The sequence below is a fragment of the Cardiobacterium sp. Marseille-Q4385 genome, from assembly GCF_916618745.1.
Classification (GTDB): domain Bacteria; phylum Pseudomonadota; class Gammaproteobacteria; order Cardiobacteriales; family Cardiobacteriaceae; genus Cardiobacterium.
The window spans coordinates 2279650-2301031 of sequence record NZ_OU745373.1; the positions used below are offsets into that span (position 1 = coordinate 2279650).

Sequence of the window (21382 nt, forward strand, 5' to 3'; positions counted from 1 at the left end):
GGTGGCAAGGATACGCCTCATCCCGCTTATGCCATAGCCACCCAGGCGCAGAAGGGCAGGGCGCGGAAGCACGGCGTAATGTCGCTGAAGCCGGCGCGGTGCAGGCGCTCTTCTACTGTGGCGTAGCGGTCGGTCTGCATGACGTGTTCCAGCGATTCGCGTTTTTGCGCGATGGCCAGTTGTGAGTAGCCCTGTGAGGCTTTGAAGGCTTCGTGCCAGAGTCGCAGGCGGTCATCATCCGGGCGGGTTTTTTCTGCAAGCAGCAGTGCGCCGCCGGGGCGCAGGGCGCGATGGATGCGGGCAAGGAGGGCGTCGCGTGCTTGCGGCGGGATAAATTGCAGGGTGAAGGTCATGAGGACGAGGTCGGCGGGGGCGAGTTCAAGTGTGGTGATGTCCGCCTGTTCGACGCAGATGTTGGCGATGCCGGCGCCGGCAACGTAGGCAGTGAGGCGGTCGGTCATTGCCGCTGAATTGTCCACGGCGATGATGGTGGCGTCTGCCGTCATCTGCTGTTGCAGGGCAATGCTGGCACCGCCGAGGGCGCAGCCGAGGTCGTACACCCGCCCACCCGGCGGTACGATGCTCGCGCCGATGACGGCAAAGAGTTGCAGCAGCGTCGCATAACCCGGCACGGAGCGGTGGATCATGTCGGGGAAGACGGCGGCGGTGCGTTCGTCAAAGCGGAAATCGACGACTGCCTGTGGGCGATCGTAGAGGTCGTCGCGGTTGTAGCCGCTCATCAGAGGACGGCCTTCGCCGACATGTCGGCATGGAAGGAGGAACGCACCATCGGCCCGGAGGCGACGTGGGTAAAGCCCATTTTCAGGCCTTCGTCGGTGAAGATCTGGAATTCTTCCGGCGTGTAGTAGCGCTTGACCGGCAGGTGGTGTACCGAGGGTTGCAGGTACTGGCCGACGGTCAGCATCTGCACGTCGTGGCGGCGCAGGTCTTCCATCACGGCGAGGATTTCCTCCACTTCTTCGCCAAGGCCGACCATCAGCCCCGATTTGGTGATGACGGGTTTGTTGCTCACTTTTTTGTATGCGCGCAAAAGTTCCAGTGAGTGCTCGTAATTCGCACCGGGGCGCACTTCTTCGTACAGCCGTTTAACGGTTTCGAGGTTGTGATTGAAGATGTCGGGCGGGGTGTGACGCAGGATTTCGAGGGCTTTTTCCATGCGGCCGCGAAAGTCGGGGGTGAGGATTTCCACGGTCATGCGTGGTGCCTGACGGCGGATTTCGCGCACGCAGGCGGCAAAGTGTGCCGCGCCGCCGTCAAGCAGGTCATCGCGGTCCACCGAGGTGATGACGACGTGGTGCAGACCGAGGTTGCGCACGGTTTCGGCGAGGTGGATGGGTTCCATCGCATCCAGCGGGTTGGGGCGGCCATGACCCACATCGCAGAACGGGCAGCGGCGTGTGCAGATGTCGCCCATGATCATGAACGAGGCCGTGCTGTGGCGGAAGCATTCGCCGATGTTCGGGCAGGAGGCTTCTTCGCAGACGCTGTGCAGTTTCTGCTCGCGCATCAGCGCCTTCATCCGCTGCACTTCTTCGCCGCCGGGGAATTGGGCGCGTATCCAGCGCGGCTTGCGCAGGCGTTCTTCGCCGACGTGGTCGGTGTTTTCCGCAATCTGGCGAATCTTTTCCGCGCCTTTTTTCTTGACGCCCATGGCCTTCGGTTTGAAGACGACCGGTTCTGTCTGCTCGTTGTCGCTCATGATGGTTATCCTTGGAAACTGGTTTATGTCGCTTATTTTAACGCAGCCTGTGTATCGCCGTGGGGGATGGCTTGATGTCACGCAAGCGGCTCTGGCAAAAACCACAAGAGGGAAAACGGAACCTGTCGCCTCGCCCGGCGGTGCTTGCCCACGGCGGGTTCACGTCGTAATCTGCTTTGGCCGGGATTGTCCGGCCATCCACCACGAGGAACTGTTTTATGTCTTCTACCCGTATGTTGAAACTGGCCGCGCTGGTCGCGGCGATGTCGCTCTCGCTGCATGTTACGGCACTGCAAGGCCCCGCGCCTGCGTCGCAGGCCAGTGAGGCGATTTTTTCGGAAAACGCCATCCAGCACCCCGTCTGGGCAAAAAATGGCATGGTCGCTTCGCAAGAGGCGCTGGCTTCCGTCGTTGGCCGCGATATTTTGCAGCAGGGCGGTAATGCCGTGGATGCTGCCGTCGGCGTCGGTTTTGCGCTGGCCGTCACTTTGCCGCGTGCCGGTAATATCGGCGGTGGCGGTTTCATGCTTATTCACGATGCGCAGAAGCAGGAAACGGTTGCCATCGATTATCGCGAAAAGGCGCCGCAGGCGGCATTCCGTGACATGTATCTGGACGAAAAGGGCGAAGCGGTTGAGGAACGCTCGCGTTATCACGGTCTTGCTGTCGGCGTGCCGGGTACGGTGGACGGGCTGCTGCTCGCGCTGGAAAAGCACGGCACAATGTCGCGCGAGCAGGTACTGGCCCCGGCCATTCGTCTGGCTGAGGAAGGGTTTGTGGTGACGCCGGGCTTGTCCACCTCGCTCACGGGATTGTCCGAGCGGATGCGCCGCTGGCCTTCCACCGCCAAGATTTTCTTCCACCCCGACGGCAGCGCCTTGCAGCCCGGTGAGGTGCTGAAACAGCCGGAACTTGCCGCTGCCCTGCGCCGCATCGCCAAAGACGGACGCGACGGCTTTTATCAGGGGGAGACGGCCGAGAAGATTGTCGCTGCCGTGCAGGGCGCGGGCGGTAGCATGACCGCCGCTGATTTGCGCGATTACAAAGCGGTGGAACGCGTGCCGGTACGTGGCACCTATCGCGGCTATGAGGTGGTTTCCATGCCGCCGCCGTCATCGGGCGGGATTCACATCATCCAGATTCTGAATATTCTCGAAGGTTATGACCTGCGCGCTTCCGGCGCCAATACCGCACAGACGATCCACCGCCTTGCCGAAGCGATGAAGCCCGCCTATGCCGACCGCGCGGAGTATCTCGGCGATCCGGATTTCGTCAAGGTGCCGGTCGCCGGGCTGATCAACAAGGACTATGCTGCTACATTGCGTCAGCAGATTGACGACAAGAAGGCGCGCCCCGGGGCGGAGATCCGCCACGGCAATCCGCTACCGTACGAAAGCGATCAGACCACGCATTACTCCGTCGTTGATAAAAACGGCAATGCAGTTTCCAACACCTACACCCTGAATTTCAGCTACGGCACGGGGCTGGTTGCGGAAGGCACAGGTATCCTGCTCAATAACGAAATGGACGATTTCTCCGCCAAACCCGGCGTGCCGAACGGTTACGGCCTGATCGGCGGCGATGCCAATGCGGTGCAGGCGGGCAAGCGGCCGCTGTCGTCGATGAGCCCAACCATCGTCTTCAAGGACGGCAAGCCCTTCCTCGTTACCGGCAGCCCGGGCGGTAGCCGCATCATCTCAACCGTGCTGCAAATCATCAGCAACGTCATTGATCACGACATGAATATCGCCGAAGCGACTAACGCGCCGCGCATGCATGATCAGTGGACGCCGGATGAAATCCGCGTCGAACATGCGCTGAACGACGATACCATCCGTTTGCTGGAAGGCATGGGGCATACCGTGGTGCGCAAGGCAACGATGGGGTCAACGCAATCCATCATGGTGACGCCGGAAGGGTTGTACGGTGCCTCCGACCCGCGTATTCAGGATGCAGCCACGCTCGGTTATTAAATGGAAACGCGGCTGTGACAGTGTGTGAACAACGTTGTGCAAAAGTGTGACATTCACGCAATACAAGCGCGAACGGATTGCATTTTGCCGGGTGCCCTCCTACCATGCGCCGCGAATTTTCCTTCCCCCTTCAACTCAAGAGGTACACACCATGAAAAAACTGATGATCCCCGCTATTGTCGCCCTGATGAGCGTCGGCGCTCTCGCTGAAGACGCTGCCAAACCTACCGAAGGCGCTGCTGCTCCGGCCGCTGCCGGTGGTGATTGCAAAGTCGTGCTGAAGGCCGACGATGCGATGAAATTCGACCTGAAAGAATTCAAGATCAACAAAGCCGCCTGCCCGGAATTCACCGTAGAGCTTGACCACGTTGGCAAGCTGCCTGCCGCTGCAATGGGCCACAACGTCGTTATCACCAAAACCGCCGATGTGGATGCTGCCGCACAAGCAGGCATTAAAGCCGGCCCGAGCAAAAACTACGTGGATGAAGAAGGCGGCAAAGTAATCGCTCACACCAAGCTCATTGGCGGTGGCGAAAAAACCGATGTCACCTTCAAGACTGACGTGTTTGAAGCCAAAGGCGACTATGACTTCTTCTGCTCTTTCCCGGGGCACTACGCCGTCATGCGCGGTAAAGTCATCGTCGAATAAATCGGCTTGATGTAAAAAAGCGCCCTGCGGGGCGCTTTTTTATTTAGGGGAGAAGGCGGCAGGTTCAGCGTTCGTGGCGCAGACGGCTTTCCACTTCGTGCAGCAACTGTTTGAAGGAATTGGTGAAGTGGTTGTTGTCGGTATCGATACGGATATCAGCCAAGCCCTCGTAGAGACCAAGGCGTTCGTCGCGCAGTTGCTCAAGTTTGGCTTGCAGATTGTCCGTGTTTTGCACCAGCGGGCGGTTGCGGTCGCGACCGATGCGTAGAATTTGCCGGTGCACGGACACGTCAATAAAGACCACCAAAAATTGTCCGGCGATCAGGCGGCGATTATCGGCATTGATGACGATGCCGCCGCCGCAGGCAACGACGCGTTCACGCGGGTCGGCAAGTTCGGCGGCAAGGGTGGCGTGTTCGCGTTTGCGGAAGCCCGCTTCGCCTTCTTGCGCGAAAATGGTCGGAATGTCCACACCGGTGCGTGCGCACAAGGCATGGTCGGTATCAACAAAATCCCAGCGCAGGCGCGCGGCAAGTCGTTTGCCCAGTGAGGTTTTCCCCGCACCCATTGGGCCAATGAGGACGATTTTGCGGCCTGTCGTCATGTAATTTCCTTATTTTCCCAGCAGCATGTGCTGCGGCAGGTGTTCTTTGTAGTAACTGACCACGCCGTTTGCAATGCCTTGTGCCAGTTGTTCCTGATAGGTGGGCGAGGCGAGTTTGCGCGCTTCGTCGGGATTGGAGATGAAGGCGGTTTCGACCAGCATCGAAGGGATATCCGGCGAGCGCAACACCACGAAGTTGGCACGCTGCACTTGCCCTTTGTGGACTTTACCGATGCGGCCCAGTTCATTCAGGGTTTTTTGCGCAAGGATGTAGCTGGATTCGATGGTCGCTTCTTGCTGCATACCGAGCAGTGCCTGCTGGATGTCGTCATCGTATTTGCTGACGTCCACACCCCAGCGCAGGTCCACCGAATTTTCAGTGCGTTCGAGGTATTTGCCGATGGCGGTGGTCGCGCCCTTGGTGGAGAGGATGTACACCGATGAACCGCTGGGTGCGCTGTTTTCCACGGCATCGGCGTGGATGGAGATGAAGAGGTCTGCGCCACGGCGACGGGCGCTGCCGGGGCGTTCGGGCAACGGGATGTAGGTATCGTCGCTGCGGGTGAGGAAGGCGCTGAAGCCTTTTTTGCTGTTGATGTGTTGTTTCAGGCGGTGTGCGATTTGCAGGACGACGTCTTTTTCGCGCAGGCCGCTGCCGGGGTTGACCGCGCCGGTATCTTTGCCGCCGTGGCCAGGGTCAATGGCGACGACAATGGTTTTCTTCGAGATGGAAGCGGGTGCAATGATGTTGCTCTGTTTTTCGACTTTTCCGGTCGCCGAGATTTTGCGCTCAACGGTAACGGTAGCGGGGCGACTTTCTGGCGGACGCGGTGGCGGGGCCTGGGTGACGATTTTGCTGCTGGCTATGCGGTCTTGCGGGAAAGTGGGCAGCGGAGCGTTTTGCAGGAAGGGTGGTGGTGCGCTGTTACGTGGCGGTGCATCGATAGCGACGGGTACACCCGTGCTACGCGGCGGTGCGTTGATGGCGACGGGAACACCGTTGCTGCGTGGTGGCGCATCGATAGCAACAGGGACACCGCTGCTGCGCGGTGGTGGGGGAGGCTGAATGGCAACTTGTCCGCCGCCGGAAGAAGGAGGGACGTTGCCGATAGACATACTATTGTTAATGCTGATGCCGTTGTCGTGCATATTCTCCAGTGCTGCACCGGCAAAGACGACGTAGGGCGGCTGCGCTTCGCTTTCGAGCGATTCCAAGGTCAGCGCCGGGGCTGCGAGGTTATCGTAGATATCAATCACGATGCGGTTACCGCGACTGCCTTCCGGCGGCATAGTGTAAATATTGGCCTTGGCTGTGTAGCGCAGATCAATAACGACGCGCAGGGTGGTCTCGTTGCTGAAGCCTGTGCGGATGCTGTTTACCGCACCGGCGCCGATGGTAATACCCGCCCGCCCACTGCGGCTGGCATCAGGAATGTCAAGGACGATACGCGGCGGCCCGGCGAGGCTGAATTGCTGAAAGATTGTTGGGCGGTCAAGATCAAGAACGAGCTGGATTTTATCTGGTAGGCGGTTATAGCGTACGTCTTGTAAAACAACCGCCCAAGCGGACGATGGATAACAAAAAAAACTGCATCCCAGCAGAATAAGCAACAAATTGCGCCATAATCGAATAAACAAGAGTCCTTTTCGCAGCACGGGATTTTCCGTTGAATGTGGTCAAGGCGCTATTATGCCCCATCTGTTTCTGAAATCAGTAGCGGCTTTTGCCGCAGGAAACATCTGTAACCGACAATGTACGGCAGCCGTTTTGGTAGGAGAACTGACAGATTACGTCAGCCTTTGGCAGCAGATCACCGCCATTTTGCGCCCATTCGATAAATATATAGGTCGCTCGCGTTTCCCAGTCACGCACATCAAGGTACAAAAGCTCGTCCGCTGTTGCCAAGCGGTATAAATCTGCATGAATAATAGTGTGTTGCCCTATATAATATTCGTGCATAAGGGCGTAAGTCGGGCTCTGTACGGCACCCGGATAACCCGCCTGTCGCAACCAGCTGCGAACAAAAGCCGTCTTCCCCGCCCCCAGCGGGCCTTCCAGATAATAGACTTTGTTTTTAGTATGTTGCCTGATTTCTGCAACAGCCGCATCCAGTAATTCTAGTGTGGCGATGTCAAAATTTTGTTGCATTGACTTTCAAGAGGTTCAAAACTAGGGCAGCATTACAGCAGTATTGCCCCTATCAGGTAAAGGGATGGGGGCTTTGGGACCCCATTTTTGCATCAATTCATTGTTATCAAATGTTTTTTTGGAATAGGTATGATTGAAGCATAGTGGCAGGTGCCTTAGGCGTTATGCAAAATAGTTATATCACTTGGAGTAAATCACAATGGCTAAAATTGATCTTGGCAGTCTGCAAGATATTGACGGTTTCAAAGCAGCAGCACTGGTAGATTCCGACAGCGGCCTCGCGCTTGCTACTGAAGGTTCAGGTATTGACCTTGAGCTGGCAGCCGCTGGTAACACTGAAGTCCTCAATGCCAAACGTCGTGTATCCAAATCTTTGGGTCTGAACGACGGTATTGAAGATATCCTCATCACCCTCACCAAAAGCTATCACCTGATTCGTCCGCTGGAGCGCAACGAAAAACTGTTCCTCTACCTCGTTTTGGATCGTGCCCGTTCCAATTTGGCTATGGCTCGTCACGAGCTGCGCGGCTTCGAAAAAGAACTCGATTTTTCCTGATCGGGGGAATATTATCGCACGCTCCCTACCGCCAAATAGGGAGCGTTATTTTTATGTAACTCAGTGACATGGAAACTCTCGTCATGCCGGATAACCATAATATCTGCCTGCTCGGGTTCTCTCCTGAATCGGAAACCCGTATTAAGAAACTTATCAACAGCGCGCCGCAAGGCTCATCCATTGTGTGGGTCGCTGCCAACCACAAGGGGCTGAACGGCGTGGTCATTAACGCCAGTTTCCTGCCCACCCCCCAGATTCAGAAATATATTTCTCTGGTGCGTTGTCCCATTGTTTGTGCCTATAACAACGATGACGGTGCCGCTCAGGCCAAACAGCACCGTTTCCCTGCCCTGGATTTGCGTGATACCGACAATGGCAACGCCGTTTCGTGGCTGGATCAACTCTTTGGTGGCCACGGCTTACCTGCGGCGACGACTACGACTGCAGCGTCTGCACCGACCCATCACAGCACTACGGATGCTGCACCAAGCAGTAATACACGCGAACTGCTCAATCATATCCGTCGCCGCGATCACATGGTTATCCGCGCTACGCACGAGCGCAATATTACCTGGATCAAGCCGCGTGAAGGGTTGGTGTACATCAACTACCCGCGCGAAGCCGTACCCGGTTTTGATTCCTGGACCTGGGTTGCGACCGACAGTAACGACATTCCCGATAATGCACGCAAACTGCAATTCGATTTGTGGCTCTTCGAAAGCCTGTGGCAATCGAATATGGATGGTCGCCAGGATATTGACGATCAAGCCTATTACCGCCTGATCCGTTTCCCGCAACCGCTTGGCAGACACGGACGGACCGAAGCCTTGCGCCTCGCCACCTGTGCACAGACCCATCCGGTCAACATCGAAACCCTCTTCGAAAAAACCTCCTATTCCTACGACCGTATTCGCCGCTTCCTCTTCGCTACCCTGATGGCGGGACAAGTGCAGAAGCTCGAACAGGGCAGCTTCGTTGCTGAAGAACAAGTCAAACGTGCATACAGCCCGCAAGAAAAAGAAAAAGTGGAACAAAAGCGCAGCCTGCTGCAACGCCTGCGTGAAAAGCTCGGCCTTTAACATTTATCGGATAACCAACACATCATGCAAGAATTCAAAATTATCTTTGCAGGCAGTATGGGTGCCGGCAAAACCACAGCAATCAAGGCGCTTTCAGATAAAGAAGTTGTTTCAACCGATGTCGTCAATAGCGATAAAAAAGCTCATAACAAACTGCTGACCACAGTTGGCATTGACTACGGGCAAATCATTCTGCCGCCGGACACCAAAGTCGGCCTCTATGGCACACCTGGGCAAGAACGCTTCGAACTGGTCTGGCGTGTCGTTACCGAAGGGGCACTAGGCGCCATCGTCTTGGTGGACAGCTCCATGCCGAAAGCAGTGAAAGAACTGCCGTATTACGTGGACTATTTCCACAAACACAAAATGAACAGTATCGTCGTTGGCATCACCCATTGCGACGTCGAACACAACTATCTGACCCTCGCCGAAAGCTTCAAAATCCTCGAAGCGCGCGATTTCAAATTTCCGATATTCGAAGTGGATGCCCGGAAACGGGATGATGTATTATTGCTGGTCGAAACCCTGATAGCTTCCATCGAAGCAGAGATCAACTAAGGAACGCCCATGGCAACATTAGAAGACTACCGCGAAAGCACCTTTGTCAGTTACTGCATCCGCGCACTGGAAACCTTTGCCGCAGACACGCCGGGCGTTAAAAATGTCCTGCTTGCCACGCCGGACGGCTTCGAAATTGCTGCCCACACCGATGACAACAAACACAGTGCCGACAACCTTGCTGCCGTAGGTAGCTCGCTCTTTGCCCTCGGCTCCTCGCTCATCTCCGAATTTGACCTCGGCAACAGCAAGTCCATCACCATTGACAGCGAAAAAGGCAAAGTCTATATCAGCGCCGTCAGCGTTGACGACAAAGCACTCATCATCCTCATCCAGTCCACCCAAAGCGCCATGCTGGCACACATCCTGCATGGTGCGAACAAACTGGCCGATCAGATTGCCAAACGCCTGATGCTCCTCTCCTGACCATTCTCACGAACACCACGGCAGCCCCGTCCCAGTGCGGGGCTGCCGCTTTTTACACCGACCATGACCACACCGCTCATCCTCGCCGTTGAAAGCTCCTGTGACGAAACCGCCGTTGCCCTATATAGCGCAGACGAAGGTATCCTCGCCAACGAAGTCTATTCCCAAATCGAACTGCACCGCGTCCATGGCGGCGTTGTCCCCGAACTTGCCGCGCGCGACCATCTGCGTCGCCTGCCGCATATCCTGCAACAGGCCCTCGAACGGGCGGGCAAAACGCTCACCGACATCAACCTCATCGCCTATACCGCAGGCCCCGGCCTGCTCGGCGCGCTGATGACCGGAGCGGGATACGCACGCGCACTCGCCTACGGCCTTAACATCCCCGCTATCGCCATCCACCACATGGAAGGCCACCTGCTCTCGCCCCTGCTGGATACTGCCGCCCGGCCACAACTGCCCTATATCGCCCTGCTGGTCTCCGGTGGGCACACCCAGCTCATGGCAGTGGATGCACCAGGCAGCTACCGTCTATTGGGGCAAACCCTGGATGACGCCGTCGGCGAAGCCTTCGATAAAACCGCGAAACTGCTCGGTCTGCCCTATCCCGGCGGCCCCGAACTGGCAGCGCTCGCCGCACAGGGTAATGCCGACCGTTTCCCGCTGCCACGCCCGATGACCAACCGCCCCGGCATGGACTTCAGCTTCAGCGGCCTCAAAACCCAAGTGCGCCTGCTCATCGAAGAACAGGGCAATGACCCGCAAACCCATGCCGACATCGCTGCCGCCTTCCAGCAGGCTGTGGTGGATACCCTCGTCATCAAAAGCCGCCGTGCCTGGCAAGAAACCGGTTACCGCGACCTCGTCGTTGCCGGTGGCGTCAGTGCCAACCGCGCCCTGCGTCACGCCCTGCAACAAGAAGCCGATAAGCGTGGCAAACGCGTGTACTTCCCGCCGCTTGCGCTCTGCGGCGATAACGCCCTGATGATCGCCTACGCCGCCGCACAACGCTACGACGGCCACGACAGCCCGCTCAATATCACCGTCAAAGCCCGCTGGGACCTTACCGACCTGCCTCCTCACCCCATTCGTCAACCATGAAAAAAATCCAGCACCGTCCCGTTCTCGAAACCTACCTGCTCGCTGCCGTAAGCGGCATTCTTGCCCTGTGGATGCTGAAACGCCTTTTCGGTAGTGGCCTCAATCTCGCTGCTGCCGGTTGCGCATACGACGCCTCCCTGCCGTACAAAATTGCCTGCGCCACCCTGCACAACAGCGGTTACAGCGGTTTTGCCGCCCTCATTGCGCTTGCGACAGCCATCGCCGGTATCTACGGCGCCGTACAAATCATCCGGGGACAAAAAAGCGGTTACCTCACCCTTATTGTCCTCTACGCCCTGCAAACCGTCCGCTTCGAATACGGCGCTTTCAGCTACTACCTGCCGACTGCACTCAACTTCTACTACCAGCATCCCATTCCGCACGCTGGCGGGATCTTGCTGCTGAACATCAATTTTCTGACCTTCCTCCTTCTCCTCTTCAGCGTAGGCAGATACCGCAATGACTACAATGGCTGACAGTAGGCACAGCCCTTAACTGTTACCGATTCAGCAGCAAAGGGACTTAAGATTGTCTGCGGTAGCCCGCCTTGTTACGCTTTTTATCTATTCAAGCATAGTAATGGGCACGGTGAGGTGCACCAACACAGCCCTGTTTCTTTTCAGACCACTATAAAAAAACGCCCCCGCAGGGGCGTTTTTCATTAATGCCGCGTCATCAGCGCTTGGCAGCGGCGAGGGTGCGGCGGGCGAAGATGAGCATGCCGCCAATAAAGAAGGCGAGACCCAGCCAGGCGGCGGTGGTGCCCCAATTTTCTAGCGGAATCGCGAGTGGTGCGTCCGATCCGCCGTTAGTCACAGATACGACGATGATGAAGGCGAGGATGACGCCAATCAGGCTTTCCCCGACGATAAGTCCGGCAGCGAAGAGTGTGCCGATGCGGTCGGCGGCGGCGACGTGTTTTTCGCTGTCCGCGCCATAGCGGCTGCGGATACGGCTGCGCAGGAAGGCGGCGAGGAAGGCACCGATGATAATCGGCATGTTGATGGACGGCGGCAGATAGATGCCCATGCCGACCGCCAGCACCGGCAGTGCTTTACGGCCACCGCTGCCCTTGCGCAGGAGGACATCAACGACAATCAGTGCCACGCCGATGGCGACGCCGCTCAGGATGTACTGCCATTGCAGGTCGTGCTTGAAGATACCCGTAGTAATGCTTTTCATCAGCGTCGCCTGCGGCGCGGACATCGCCTGAGCGGGATTCATGCCCGCACGCGGCATGGCATCCGGGAAGCCATAGGCCTGATAGAGCAGTTGCAAGACGGGGGCGACGACAATGGCACCGACCACCACACCGATGATGAGCGCGACCTGTTGCCGCCACGGCGTCGCTTGCAGCAGGTAGCCGGTTTTCAGGTCTTGCAAGTTATCGTTGGAGATGGATGCAACGGAAACGACCGCCGTGCCGCAGAAGAGGGTGAGCGCCAGCAGGAATTGGCGGTTGGCCGCGTCGGCGAAGAGGCCGCCAGATTCGCCGATCAGGAGCAGCACTAGCGAGATGATGATGATGGAGATGATGCCGATACCGGAAATCGGGCTGGAGGAGGAACCGACCAACCCTGCCATATAACCGCAGGCGGCGGCGACGAGGAAGCCGATGATGACGGTGAGCAGCACGCAGACGACGACCAGCAACCAGGCGATACCGCTGGGGATCGTTGCCGCATCAATGAAGTGGTAGAAGCTGAAGCCGAGCAGCACCATCATGCCGAGGGTGATGAGGATCATCGCTTGCGGCGAGAGATCCTGCTCAATGCGCGCGGTCGAGACGGTGGCGTTGCCGCTCAGGGTGCGGAAGGACTGCTTCATCCCTTCAATGGTTGGTTTCAGCAGGGTAATCAACGTCCAAATAGCGGCAATACCGATGGTGCCTGCGCCGATGAAGCGCACTTTGTTTTTCCACAGGCTCATGGCAAAGGATGTCATATCCATACCGTCCGGCATCGGCGTAGTCGCGGTAAACCACGGCACCGCACCGCCCCAGGCAAAGGCAATGCCGATGAGGATGGCGATACCGCCGGTCAGGCCGACCAGATAGCCGGCACCGAGCAGCGCCAGCGAATAGCCCATCGGCAACTGGAACACGGCGTTGCCGCTTTTGAACCAGTAACTGGCGCTGTCGCTGATGACGCGCAGGCCGTTGCTCAACAGGCCGAACAGCCCGGCGAGCAGGCCGCCAGCGACGATTTCGCGGATACCGCTGCCTTCACCGCCTGCTGTTTCGCTATGGCTGCCGACCTTGAGGATTTCCGCCGCTGCGACCCCTTCCGGGTAGGGCAAATCACTCTTCACCACCATCGCATAGCGCAGCGGGATGGTGAAAATCACGCCGAGGATACCGCCGGCGGTGCAGAGCAGCGTCGTCTGCCAAAAAGGAAAACCTGCCCAGTAGCCCGCCATTAGCAGGCCGGGCAGGACAAAAATCACGCTGGAAATGGTGCCGGCAGCGGAGGCCTGTGTCTGCACCATGTTGTTTTCCAGAATATTGCTGCCGCTGGCGAATTTCAGCACCGCCATGGAAATGACCGCCGCCGGAATGGAGGAGGCGAAGGTCAGACCGACTTTCAGACCGAGATAAACGTTGGACGCGGTGAACACCACCGTAATCAGCGCACCAAGCACCATCCCGCGCAGGGTCAGCTCGCGCACATTGGCAAGAGGGTCAGAGAGAGTGTGAGTGGACATATAAAACCTCATGAAGAAAGGAAGGCCGAATGTTGAAATTTAGTTAATGAAAAGTCAAGAAACTGCGCAGAAAAAACAGCAGATTCTATGGAAAAATAGTCAATCTCACCCCTCTATCCATTGGAAAACGCATGAAATTCAAAAAAATCCTGTTCATCAGCGCTATCACCGTCATTGCCGGTTGCGAATCCATGGCCGATCTCGCCGGCTACAACTCACAGGCGCTAAATCTCAAAGCCGCACAGAGCTACAACACCCTGCTCTCCGAAGCGCAAAGCGAAAACGCGCTGGATACCCGCTCGCCGACCGCACAGCGCGTACACCAAGTCTTCAACCGCATGGTGCCAATCGCCGACGCTGACAATCGCACCGGCGTTCCCTTCCAGTGGCAGATGAACGTTATTCGCTCAAGCGAGCTCAATGCCTGGGCGATGCCGGGTGGGAAAATGGCGGTGTACAGCGGTCTTGTTGAAAAACTGCATCTCACGGACGATGAACTTGCCGCCGTTATCGGTCACGAAATGACCCATGCCCTGCGCGAGCACACCAAGGCGCAAGTCGGCCAGCAATTGCTGACCGGCCTCGGCATGCAAATCGGCGGCGCGGTGCTGGCCAGCCAGGGCGGCATCGACCCGAACATGATTGATTTAGGCTCAGGTCTGCTCGCCGAATACGGCATTAACAAACCGTTCAGCCGCCAGCATGAAACCGAAGCGGATATCGGCGGGTTGATGCTGATGGCGCGTGCCGGCTATAACCCGCAGGCGGCTATCAGCGTCTGGCAGAAAATGGCGCAGGCAGGTGGCGGCAGCACGCCGACCTTCCTCTCCACTCACCCCAGCGGTGCTGACCGCATCGCCGTTTTGCAGCAATATCTGCCGGAAGCGATGGGTCTCTATCAGCAAAGCGGGGGCCGATAAACATCCCAGTCGCCATTGCCAAAATCCCCCGCTTGCGGGGGATTTTTTATGGCACAAGGTCGGGATTTATCCCGCTTGGCCGAAAAGCATTTCTCTGCGGGAAGACAGCCGCCCGTCATTCAGCGCTTATTGGCGCAGCGTCTCGCCAATGACCTTCCATATCGCCGGATCATTCCAGATATCGCCATGTCCCGCGTCCAGTTCATGCAGAGTGGAGCGGTCAGGGAATTCTTCGCACAGGCGGTAGCTGTGCGCTAGCGGAATCAGGGTGTCGCGTCTGCCGTGGATAAGCAGCAGCGGCGTCTTTGCGGATTGCGTCAAGTATTCGGCGCTGGGCAACGGGTATTTGATGAGCGGCGCGGGCACGATGGGGTATTTTTCCTGAATCAACCCGCGCAGGGTGTAAAAGGGCGAGACCAGGATAAGGCGCTCGACGGGATGATGTGCGGCGGCATAGGCCGCCATGCCGCTGCCGAGGGAGTAACCGATGAGCGTCAGCGGTTTGTCGCCGCTGTCGTGGCGGATGTAGGCCATCATCGACTCCACGTCTGCCAGCATTTGCGCCTCACTGCGGAGGTTGCCGCTGCTTTTGCCGTAGCCGCGATAGTCAAAGAGGTAACAGTCGTAGCCAAGCGCGGCAAGCCGTGCGCCGATATTGCCCCAATGGGCGAGCGAGCCGGCATTGCCGTGGAAGAAGACGATGGCGCCCTGAGGATTTTCGTGGCGGAAATGCAGGCCGTGCAGTTCTGCGCCCGCAACCGGCAGGCGGATTTCCCGGTAAGGCGCGGGGAAATGGAAAACGTAGTCGGCGGCGAGGACTTGCGGGCGGAAAAGCAGGGTTTCCTGCGCAAAGTAGAGCGCGCCCAGTGTCGCGGCATAGAGGGTGGCGAGGATTAGGGCAGCGCGGAGGAGGTGCTTTTTGAGACGCTTCATGGCAGGAACGGTTCATCGGGCGCTGCGGTTTCTGCATGGCTGGCCGTGTCCGTGACAAATTCATCGACGTTTTCGGCGAGCAGCACCGCCAGCGGGCGGGTGGGAGCAAAGGCGGCGAGGATGATGGTGATGATGGAGGTGAGCGGGATAGCCAGCACCGCCCCGGCCACGCCCCACAGCGATGTCCACAGCGACAACGCTACCAGCACCACGAAGGGGGAAAGGTTAACCTGCTTGCCGATCATTTTCGGTTCGAGGACATTGCCGACGTACATCTGCGCCGCAGTGAGCAAAATCAGCACCAGCAGCATCATGTGCAGTGAACCGAATTGCGCCAGCGCGAGCACGACCGGGAAGAGCACGCCGAGGAAGGAGCCAACGTAAGGGATATAGTTCAAGAGGCCGATGACCACCGCCCAGAACAGCGCAAAATCCACACCGCATAGCCAGAGAATGATGAAGGACAGTGCGGCGAGGATGACGTTCACCAGCGTCTTCACCGCCAGATAATCGCCGATGCGGCGGTTGATGTCGCCGATGAGTTTGCGGGTTTGCGCCGCGCTTTCGCCCGGCATGGCAACTTCCAGTTTGTGCGCGAAGTCGTCACGCTCGCCGAGGAGGAACATGGCGTAAACCGCCACCATGATGACGATGCCGAGCAGCGAGCCGACCGAGCCCAGCACCGTCCCCAGCAGCGCGGCAAGATCGATGTTATCGATGGTGGCGGCGCGGATGCTTTGCCAGTCGGGACTTTGCGCCATGCCCAGCCAAGCAGTCACACCGTCCAGCAGACGCTTCAGATTCTCCTGATAGGTTGGTGCGGTGGCGATCATTTTCTCGCCGGTGCTGATGACAATCCCCGTCAGCAACAGCAATACGCCGACGAAACCGCATAGCACCAGCAAGCGCCGCAGCCAGGCGGGGGCGTTGCCGAGACGCGGCACCTTGCGCAGCCAGTCGGCCAGCGCCACCAGCACATAGACGGAAATCAGCGCCATAAAAACGGGCAGCAACAAATTCTTGCCGACCTGCAACAGCCAGCCGCTGAGGATGGCCAAGAGCAGCGACAGTACCAGGGTGTGCAGGGGATGCAGGCGGCGCGGGCGGGATTCGTTCATCGGGACCTCTCTGTGACGGGGCTTGTCATGATAGCGGCTTCACCGGGTGATGTGTCGCTTGCAGGGGGGATTGATGCCGCTTGGCGAGTCCGGTATTGATGCTGCTTGTCGGCTTCCATTAGCAGGATGCTGCTACAAAGAAAGGAAAACGTAGAGACGTTGCCTGCAACGTCTCTATCGTGCTATCCGTTTGCGCCAACGCCGCCAAGCGATATAAACACTGGCCTCACGTAGGATGGGCTGAAGCCCATCAAGCAGGCTGCGCCCGCTTTTTGCATTCTGGGTAAGAACGACGCCAAGCGACATAAACACTGCACCCGCCCAGCGGGATAGATGCCGGGTTTATTGAGACGTTGCAGGCAACGTCTCTACGTTTTTCTTTCTACCGTAGCACCGTCGTGCTATTTAAAACTACGCCAAGCGACATCAATACTGCCCCCCGTCAAGCGGGATAAATACTGGGGTATCCACAAAAAATCCCGCCGGAGCGGGATTTTTGCTTGGGAAACGCCTCAGGCAAGCGCCTGGTAGGCGGCTTCGATTTCTGCTACCACGGCGGCATCGGTGAAGTCGCTGTATTTGGCGAGTGTCGCGGCGATGCCGTGCGCGTGGCGGTAGTACTGCATTTCCACCGCCTGCGGGTCGTCCGGGTTGTGGTAATGCAGGGCGGCGGCGATGGCGCGCACGGTGGCATCATGCGGCAGGCTGTATTCGAGCATGCCGTTAAGCGGCTTGATAAAGCGTTCTTGCGCGCCGAGTTTGCGTAGCGGCTGGCGGCCAACGCGGTCTACGTCGTCGTGCAGGTAGGGGTTGGCGAAGCGTTTGAGGATTTTTTCGATGTAGGCGCGGTGGGTCGCCGGGTCGAAGTTGTAGCGGCGGATGAGCACGGCGCCGCTTTCTTTCATCACCGCTTCGGCTGCCGCACGGATGGCACTGTCCTGCATGGCTGCGCCGACGGTGGCTTTGCCTGCCAGTTTGCCGAGGTAGGCGAGCGCGGCGTGGCCGGTGTTCAGGGTGAAGAGTTTGCGCTCGATGAAGGCCATGAGTTTGTCGGTCGGCAGCATGCCGGCGATGGCGGGCAGCGCGCCTTTGAATTGGGTGCTGTCCACAATCCATTCGCTGAAGACTTCGACGGTAACGGCGAGCGGGTCGTCGCTGCCGCCGGTGACGGGCGGGACGATGCGGTCCACGGCGCAATCGACAAAGCCGGTGTTGGCGTCGATGAGGGCGGCATCCTCGCCTGCGGCGACGAGGACTTTTTCTTTGAGGTAGCTGCTGCCGCGCACCATGTTTTCGCAGGCGATGATGTTGAGCGGCGCGCCGCCTGCACGGTAGCGGGCGGCGAGGGTTTGCGCGAGTTGCGGCGCGATGATTTCCAGCACGGTCGGGCCGACGGCGGTAGTGACGAGGTCGGCTGCCGCGATTTCGGCGGTCATCACGGCAGCGTCGCCGGAGTTGACACCGCGCACGTGGTTGACGGTCTGGTATTCGTCCACGCCGTCGCCGACGACGTGGACGCGGTAGGTGTGATCGCGGTTCAGGCGGTCAATGACGGCGGTGTTGATGTCGGCGAAGGCGACTTCGTAACCTGCATCGGCAAGGATTTTGCCGATGAAGCCGCGCCCGATGTTGCCACCGCCGAAGTGTAGTGCTTTTGGCATGTGTCCCCCTTAGTTGCGGCTGAGGATGTCCAGCACCGCTTGCGGGTCGCTGGTGGTTTTCAGCATGTCGATGTCGTCTTCGCTGTCAAGCGCGTTGGTGAGCGCGGCGATGACGCCGATGTGCTCGTTGTTCTGCGCGGCGATGCCGATGACGAGGTAGGCTTTGTCGCTGTCGTTCGTGCCGAAGCTGACGCCTTCCGGGTATTGGCAGAAGACGATGCCGGTTTTCAGCACGGCGTCTTTGGCGACGAGGGTACCGTGCGGGATGGCAATGCCTTCGCCGAGGTAGGTCGAGCTGTCGTTTTCGCGGGTGATCATCGCTTCGACGTAGTCGGGGGTGACGAAGCCGCCTTCGACAAGTTTGCGTCCGGCGAAGCGGATGGCTTCTTCTTTGCTGAGGGCGCGGCGGCCAAGGAAGATTTGTTCCGGGCCAAAGGCGTAGCGCGGGCTGCCGCCTTTGTTGCCGCGGCTGTCTGCGGCGGCGGTCGGGTGGTGGCCGACTTTCAGTTTGGCGACGACCTGGTCGTAGAAAGCGCGGTCAAGGAAGTTGGTGAGCGAGAGGTGCTCGGCCTCGGGGCGCAGGGCTTTGGCGCGCGGGGTGAGATCCTGGTGGGTGATGACGAGGCGGGCATCGGCGGGCAAGTCGTTGATGGCGCAGTTTTTTACGTCAATGGCAAGGCCCGCATCCTGCACTTTTTTGCGCAGCATGCTGGCGCCGGTCGCGCTGGATCCCATGCCGGCGTCGCAGGCGACGTACACGGTTTTCAGGTCGTCGTACTGGTGCGTGTCGGTGCCAGCGCCCAGTTTCAAGGTCTGCATTTTGTCGCGCGCGGCGGAGAGTTCTTCGTCCCCGCTCGCCGGCATACGGCGCACGAAGAAGCTGGCGACGAGGAAGGACACCGCACAGGCGGCGGCAACGGAACACAGCACACCGAGATAGGTATCTTTCGGGGTCATGGCCATGACGGCGATGATGGAGCCGGGCGAGGCGGGCGAGACGAGGCCGGCATGCATGACGGTGAGGGTGAAGACGCCGGTCATGCCGCCTGCAATCACGGCGAGCAGGAGGCGCGGGTTCATCAGCACGTAGGGGAAGTAGATTTCGTGGATGCCGCCGAAGAAGTGGATGATGGCGGCGCCGCCTGAGGTCTGCCGTGCCGAGCCTTTGCCGAACAGCATGTAGGCGAGCAGTACACCGAGGCCGGGGCCGGGGTTGGCTTCTATCAGGAAGAAGATGGATTTGCCAACGTCGTGCGATTGCTGGATGCCGAGCGGCGAGAAGATGCCGTGGTTGATGGCGTTGTTGAGGAACAGCACTTTGGCGGGCTCAACGAAAATGGAGGTCAGCGGTAGTAGTTCATTTTTGACGAGCACGTCCACCCCCGCCGCGAGCAGGCCAGACAGCCCTTTCACCGCCGGACCGATGGCGAAGAAGGCGAGCAGGGCGAGAATCATGCCGATGATACCGGCGGAGAAGTTGTTGACCAGCATCTCGAAGCCGCTCTTGATTTTGCCGTCCACAGCGCGGTCGAAGGTTTTGATCGCCCAGCCGCCGAGCGGTCCGACGATCATCGCGCCGAGGAACATCGGGATGTCTGAACCGACGATGACGCCCATCGTCGTAATCGCGCCAACCACCGCGCCGCGATCACCGCCGGCGAGTTTGCCGCCGGTGTAGCCGATGAGCAGCGGCAGCAGGTAGGTAATCATCGGGCCGACGATGCCTTTGCCGAGATACTGATCGTAAGTCGTTACGACATGCAGGAACGTTGCCGATATTTGTTGGTAATTAATCAGATTGCCGGAAATATCCTGCACGAATCTGGCTATTGCCTGCTGCAACGCGGCGTCATCACTGAACCCACCGAGCGCAGCCACCGGAAACCAGCCGGTTTTGATAAACAGGGCCGTAATGAAGCCCCAAGCGATAAATGCGCCGATATTCGGCATCACCATATTGGAAAGGAAGCGGCCAAATTGCTGCACCTTCAACTTCGTGGATTCAGAAAACATCAAGCCTCCGCAGGTTATTTTGCATAAATGAACTGAACGTTACGTTCTACCGTCGCGCATCATAGGTTATTTCCCAAAGTGGTTAAACACCTGCCGGGCGTGCTGTGCGCAGCGGCTTACCCGCCCAGGCTACCCAACGCCGGACAATCGGCGGCGTCATGCACCCCAGCGTGTGCGATCGTCTGCAAAAAGGCGCGGATTTCCATGAGCTGCGCAATTTTCTCTTCCACCTGCTGCAACTGCGCCGCCACCAGCGCGTCGGCGCGGTCATGCTCCGCCGGATGACTCTTCAGCCGCTGCAACAGGCGGATGTCGTCCAGCGTGAAGCCCAGCGCACGGCAGGATTTGATGAACGCCAGCGCGTGCAACGTCGCCTCGTCATAAATGCGGTAGCCGTTGGCGGCGCGCTGCGGCGGCGGTAACAGCCCGCTCTTTTCATAAAAGCGCACCGTCTCGGCATTCACCCCGCTGCGCGCGCTCAGTTCGCGGATTTTCATATTACTTGTTACTTGACCTCGTAGTGACTACGGACTTTACCATGCCCATCACAAACCACCACGAGGAAATCACCATGAAAGAGGACACCCTGACCCTGCCCGCCGCGCATGAACATCACCATGCCCATGTGCACAGCCACATCCCGCAGAACCGCAGAATCCTGGCGCTGAGTTTCGCCATCATCACCGCTTACATGGGCGTGGAATTGCTCGGCGGCTGGCTCTTCCATAGCCTAACACTGCTCGCCGACGCCGGGCATATGGCGAACGACAGCTTCTCGCTCTTCCTCGCCCTGCTCGCTCTTTTCCTCCCACCGCGCGGGCAGAAAGGGTTTGCCCTGCTTAACGGCGCCTCGTTGCTGCTGGTGGCCGTGCTAATCCTGCATGAAGCATGGGAACGCTGGACGGCCCCCACGCCCATGCTGGCCGGGCCGATGCTGGCGGTGGCATTCGCCGGCCTGCTGGTCAACCTCATCGTCGCCCGCCTGATGCTGCACGGCGATCATAGCAACCTCAACGTCAAAGCCGCCTACCTGCACGTGCTGGCCGACCTGCTCGGCTCGGTGGTCGCCATCGTCGCGGGCCTTGCCGCCTGGCTGCTCGGCTGGCAGTGGGTGGATACCGTCGCCAGCGCCCTGCTTGCCCTCTTTATCCTGAAAAGTGGCTGGCAGATCAGCCATCAAGCCTGGCAGGAATGGCGCTGAAAAAGAATCGTCGTGTGT

Annotated in this window: 21 protein-coding genes; 10 read left to right on the plus strand and 11 right to left on the minus strand. The window is 58.6% G+C overall.

Annotation, left to right across the window (positions count from 1 at the left end):
- Positions 1-26: 26 nt before the first annotated feature.
- Together cmoA and lipA are read right to left on the minus strand one after the other, a co-directional pair.
- The gene (cmoA, locus tag LG374_RS10900) at positions 27-740 is read right to left on the minus strand and encodes a carboxy-S-adenosyl-L-methionine synthase CmoA (protein WP_225757722.1); all 714 of its coding nucleotides are present in this window, start codon (positions 738-740) and stop codon (positions 27-29) included.
- A complete protein-coding gene (gene lipA, locus LG374_RS10905) occupies positions 740-1720 on the minus strand; it encodes a lipoyl synthase (RefSeq protein ID WP_225757723.1) in 981 nt (326 codons plus the stop codon). Before lipA ends, cmoA begins: the two co-directional genes overlap by 1 nt.
- Positions 1721-1938: 218 nt before the next feature.
- Here lipA and ggt point away from each other — a divergent pair, with 218 nt between their 5' ends.
- Positions 1939-3693 (plus strand): gamma-glutamyltransferase, encoded by a 1755-nt coding sequence (gene ggt / locus LG374_RS10910; RefSeq protein ID WP_225757724.1) that lies wholly within the window; start codon positions 1939-1941, stop codon positions 3691-3693.
- A gap of 151 nt (positions 3694-3844) precedes the next feature.
- The gene (azu, locus tag LG374_RS10915; RefSeq protein WP_225757725.1) at positions 3845-4342 is read left to right on the plus strand and encodes an azurin; all 498 of its coding nucleotides are present in this window, start codon (positions 3845-3847) and stop codon (positions 4340-4342) included.
- Between the two features lie 64 nt (positions 4343-4406).
- On the opposite strand, the gene LG374_RS10920 is transcribed toward azu, so the two are convergent.
- From LG374_RS10920 to tsaE, 3 genes are all read right to left on the minus strand, one after another.
- Positions 4407-4946 (minus strand): shikimate kinase, encoded by a 540-nt coding sequence (locus LG374_RS10920; RefSeq protein ID WP_225757726.1) that lies wholly within the window; start codon positions 4944-4946, stop codon positions 4407-4409.
- A gap of 9 nt (positions 4947-4955) precedes the next feature.
- A complete protein-coding gene (locus LG374_RS10925; RefSeq protein ID WP_225757727.1) occupies positions 4956-6557 on the minus strand; it encodes an N-acetylmuramoyl-L-alanine amidase in 1602 nt (533 codons plus the stop codon).
- Positions 6558-6657: 100 nt separating this feature from the next.
- Complete coding sequence (gene tsaE / locus LG374_RS10930; protein WP_225757728.1) at positions 6658-7095, minus strand: tRNA (adenosine(37)-N6)-threonylcarbamoyltransferase complex ATPase subunit type 1 TsaE; 438 nt, start codon at positions 7093-7095, stop codon at positions 6658-6660.
- Between the two features lie 199 nt (positions 7096-7294).
- Between tsaE and LG374_RS10935 the strand changes: the two genes are divergently transcribed.
- The 6 genes from LG374_RS10935 (at position 7295) to LG374_RS10960 (ending at position 11291) form a co-directional block, all read left to right on the plus strand.
- Positions 7295-7651, plus strand: coding sequence for a roadblock/LC7 domain-containing protein (locus LG374_RS10935; RefSeq protein ID WP_225757729.1), 357 nt, complete (start codon positions 7295-7297; stop codon positions 7649-7651).
- A gap of 83 nt (positions 7652-7734) precedes the next feature.
- Complete coding sequence (locus tag LG374_RS10940; RefSeq protein WP_225757730.1) at positions 7735-8730, plus strand: hypothetical protein; 996 nt, start codon at positions 7735-7737, stop codon at positions 8728-8730.
- Between the two features lie 24 nt (positions 8731-8754).
- Positions 8755-9288 (plus strand): ATP/GTP-binding protein, encoded by a 534-nt coding sequence (locus LG374_RS10945; RefSeq protein ID WP_006985051.1) that lies wholly within the window; start codon positions 8755-8757, stop codon positions 9286-9288.
- A 9-nt stretch (positions 9289-9297) separates the two neighbouring features.
- On the plus strand, positions 9298-9714 hold the full coding sequence (locus LG374_RS10950; protein ID WP_225757731.1) for a roadblock/LC7 domain-containing protein: 417 nt from the start codon (positions 9298-9300) through the stop codon (positions 9712-9714).
- 63 nt (positions 9715-9777) lie between these two features.
- Positions 9778-10815, plus strand: coding sequence for a tRNA (adenosine(37)-N6)-threonylcarbamoyltransferase complex transferase subunit TsaD (tsaD, locus tag LG374_RS10955; protein ID WP_225757732.1), 1038 nt, complete (start codon positions 9778-9780; stop codon positions 10813-10815).
- The gene (locus LG374_RS10960) at positions 10812-11291 is read left to right on the plus strand and encodes a hypothetical protein (protein ID WP_225757733.1); all 480 of its coding nucleotides are present in this window, start codon (positions 10812-10814) and stop codon (positions 11289-11291) included. Before tsaD ends, LG374_RS10960 begins: the two co-directional genes overlap by 4 nt.
- A 199-nt stretch (positions 11292-11490) precedes the next feature.
- Here the strand turns inward: LG374_RS10960 and LG374_RS10965 are convergent, their stop codons facing one another.
- Complete coding sequence (locus LG374_RS10965) at positions 11491-13518, minus strand: OPT family oligopeptide transporter (protein ID WP_225757734.1); 2028 nt, start codon at positions 13516-13518, stop codon at positions 11491-11493.
- 131 nt (positions 13519-13649) lie between these two features.
- Here LG374_RS10965 and LG374_RS10970 point away from each other — a divergent pair, with 131 nt between their 5' ends.
- The gene (locus LG374_RS10970; protein WP_225757735.1) at positions 13650-14438 is read left to right on the plus strand and encodes a M48 family metallopeptidase; all 789 of its coding nucleotides are present in this window, start codon (positions 13650-13652) and stop codon (positions 14436-14438) included.
- A gap of 126 nt (positions 14439-14564) precedes the next feature.
- On the opposite strand, the gene LG374_RS10975 is transcribed toward LG374_RS10970, so the two are convergent.
- From LG374_RS10975 to LG374_RS10995, 5 genes are all read right to left on the minus strand, one after another.
- Positions 14565-15371: an alpha/beta hydrolase gene (locus LG374_RS10975; protein ID WP_225757736.1), complete on the minus strand. Its 807-nt coding sequence runs from the start codon at positions 15369-15371 to the stop codon at positions 14565-14567.
- Entirely contained in the window at positions 15368-16489 is a 1122-nt protein-coding gene (locus LG374_RS10980; RefSeq protein WP_225757737.1) for an AI-2E family transporter, read from the minus strand. Before LG374_RS10980 ends, LG374_RS10975 begins: the two co-directional genes overlap by 4 nt.
- 512 nt (positions 16490-17001) lie before the next feature.
- Positions 17002-18150 carry a mannitol-1-phosphate 5-dehydrogenase gene (locus LG374_RS10985; protein WP_225757738.1) on the minus strand — a complete coding sequence of 383 codons (1149 nt, stop codon included), beginning with the start codon at positions 18148-18150 and terminating at the stop codon, positions 17002-17004.
- A gap of 9 nt (positions 18151-18159) precedes the next feature.
- Complete coding sequence (locus LG374_RS10990) at positions 18160-20163, minus strand: PTS mannitol transporter subunit IICBA (protein ID WP_225757739.1); 2004 nt, start codon at positions 20161-20163, stop codon at positions 18160-18162.
- Positions 20164-20279: 116 nt separating this feature from the next.
- Positions 20280-20660, minus strand: coding sequence for a MerR family transcriptional regulator (locus tag LG374_RS10995; RefSeq protein ID WP_225757740.1), 381 nt, complete (start codon positions 20658-20660; stop codon positions 20280-20282).
- Positions 20661-20734: 74 nt separating this feature from the next.
- Between LG374_RS10995 and LG374_RS11000 the strand changes: the two genes are divergently transcribed.
- Positions 20735-21364: a cation diffusion facilitator family transporter gene (locus LG374_RS11000; RefSeq protein ID WP_370639344.1), complete on the plus strand. Its 630-nt coding sequence runs from the start codon at positions 20735-20737 to the stop codon at positions 21362-21364.
- Positions 21365-21382 lie beyond the last annotated feature (18 nt).

Excerpts from the sequence above, each read along its gene's own strand:
- cmoA (WP_225757722.1), bottom strand. The coding sequence starts at position 740 with ATGAGCGGCTACAACCGCGACGACCTCTACGATCGCCCACAGGCAGTC.
- lipA (WP_225757723.1), bottom strand. The coding sequence starts at position 1,720 with ATGAGCGACAACGAGCAGACAGAACCGGTCGTCTTCAAACCGAAGGCC.
- ggt (WP_225757724.1), top strand. The coding sequence starts at position 1,939 with ATGTCTTCTACCCGTATGTTGAAACTGGCCGCGCTGGTCGCGGCGATG.
- azu (WP_225757725.1), top strand. The coding sequence starts at position 3,845 with ATGAAAAAACTGATGATCCCCGCTATTGTCGCCCTGATGAGCGTCGGC.
- LG374_RS10920 (WP_225757726.1), bottom strand. The coding sequence starts at position 4,946 with ATGACGACAGGCCGCAAAATCGTCCTCATTGGCCCAATGGGTGCGGGG.
- tsaE (WP_225757728.1), bottom strand. The coding sequence starts at position 7,095 with ATGCAACAAAATTTTGACATCGCCACACTAGAATTACTGGATGCGGCT.
- LG374_RS10935 (WP_225757729.1), top strand. The coding sequence starts at position 7,295 with ATGGCTAAAATTGATCTTGGCAGTCTGCAAGATATTGACGGTTTCAAA.
- LG374_RS10940 (WP_225757730.1), top strand. The coding sequence starts at position 7,735 with ATGCCGGATAACCATAATATCTGCCTGCTCGGGTTCTCTCCTGAATCG.
- LG374_RS10945 (WP_006985051.1), top strand. The coding sequence starts at position 8,755 with ATGCAAGAATTCAAAATTATCTTTGCAGGCAGTATGGGTGCCGGCAAA.
- LG374_RS10950 (WP_225757731.1), top strand. The coding sequence starts at position 9,298 with ATGGCAACATTAGAAGACTACCGCGAAAGCACCTTTGTCAGTTACTGC.
- tsaD (WP_225757732.1), top strand. The coding sequence starts at position 9,778 with ATGACCACACCGCTCATCCTCGCCGTTGAAAGCTCCTGTGACGAAACC.
- LG374_RS10960 (WP_225757733.1), top strand. The coding sequence starts at position 10,812 with ATGAAAAAAATCCAGCACCGTCCCGTTCTCGAAACCTACCTGCTCGCT.
- LG374_RS10965 (WP_225757734.1), bottom strand. The coding sequence starts at position 13,518 with ATGTCCACTCACACTCTCTCTGACCCTCTTGCCAATGTGCGCGAGCTG.
- LG374_RS10970 (WP_225757735.1), top strand. The coding sequence starts at position 13,650 with ATGAAATTCAAAAAAATCCTGTTCATCAGCGCTATCACCGTCATTGCC.
- LG374_RS10975 (WP_225757736.1), bottom strand. The coding sequence starts at position 15,371 with ATGAAGCGTCTCAAAAAGCACCTCCTCCGCGCTGCCCTAATCCTCGCC.
- LG374_RS10980 (WP_225757737.1), bottom strand. The coding sequence starts at position 16,489 with ATGAACGAATCCCGCCCGCGCCGCCTGCATCCCCTGCACACCCTGGTA.
- LG374_RS10985 (WP_225757738.1), bottom strand. The coding sequence starts at position 18,150 with ATGCCAAAAGCACTACACTTCGGCGGTGGCAACATCGGGCGCGGCTTC.
- LG374_RS10990 (WP_225757739.1), bottom strand. The coding sequence starts at position 20,163 with ATGTTTTCTGAATCCACGAAGTTGAAGGTGCAGCAATTTGGCCGCTTC.
- LG374_RS10995 (WP_225757740.1), bottom strand. The coding sequence starts at position 20,660 with ATGAAAATCCGCGAACTGAGCGCGCGCAGCGGGGTGAATGCCGAGACG.
- LG374_RS11000 (WP_370639344.1), top strand. The coding sequence starts at position 20,735 with ATGAAAGAGGACACCCTGACCCTGCCCGCCGCGCATGAACATCACCAT.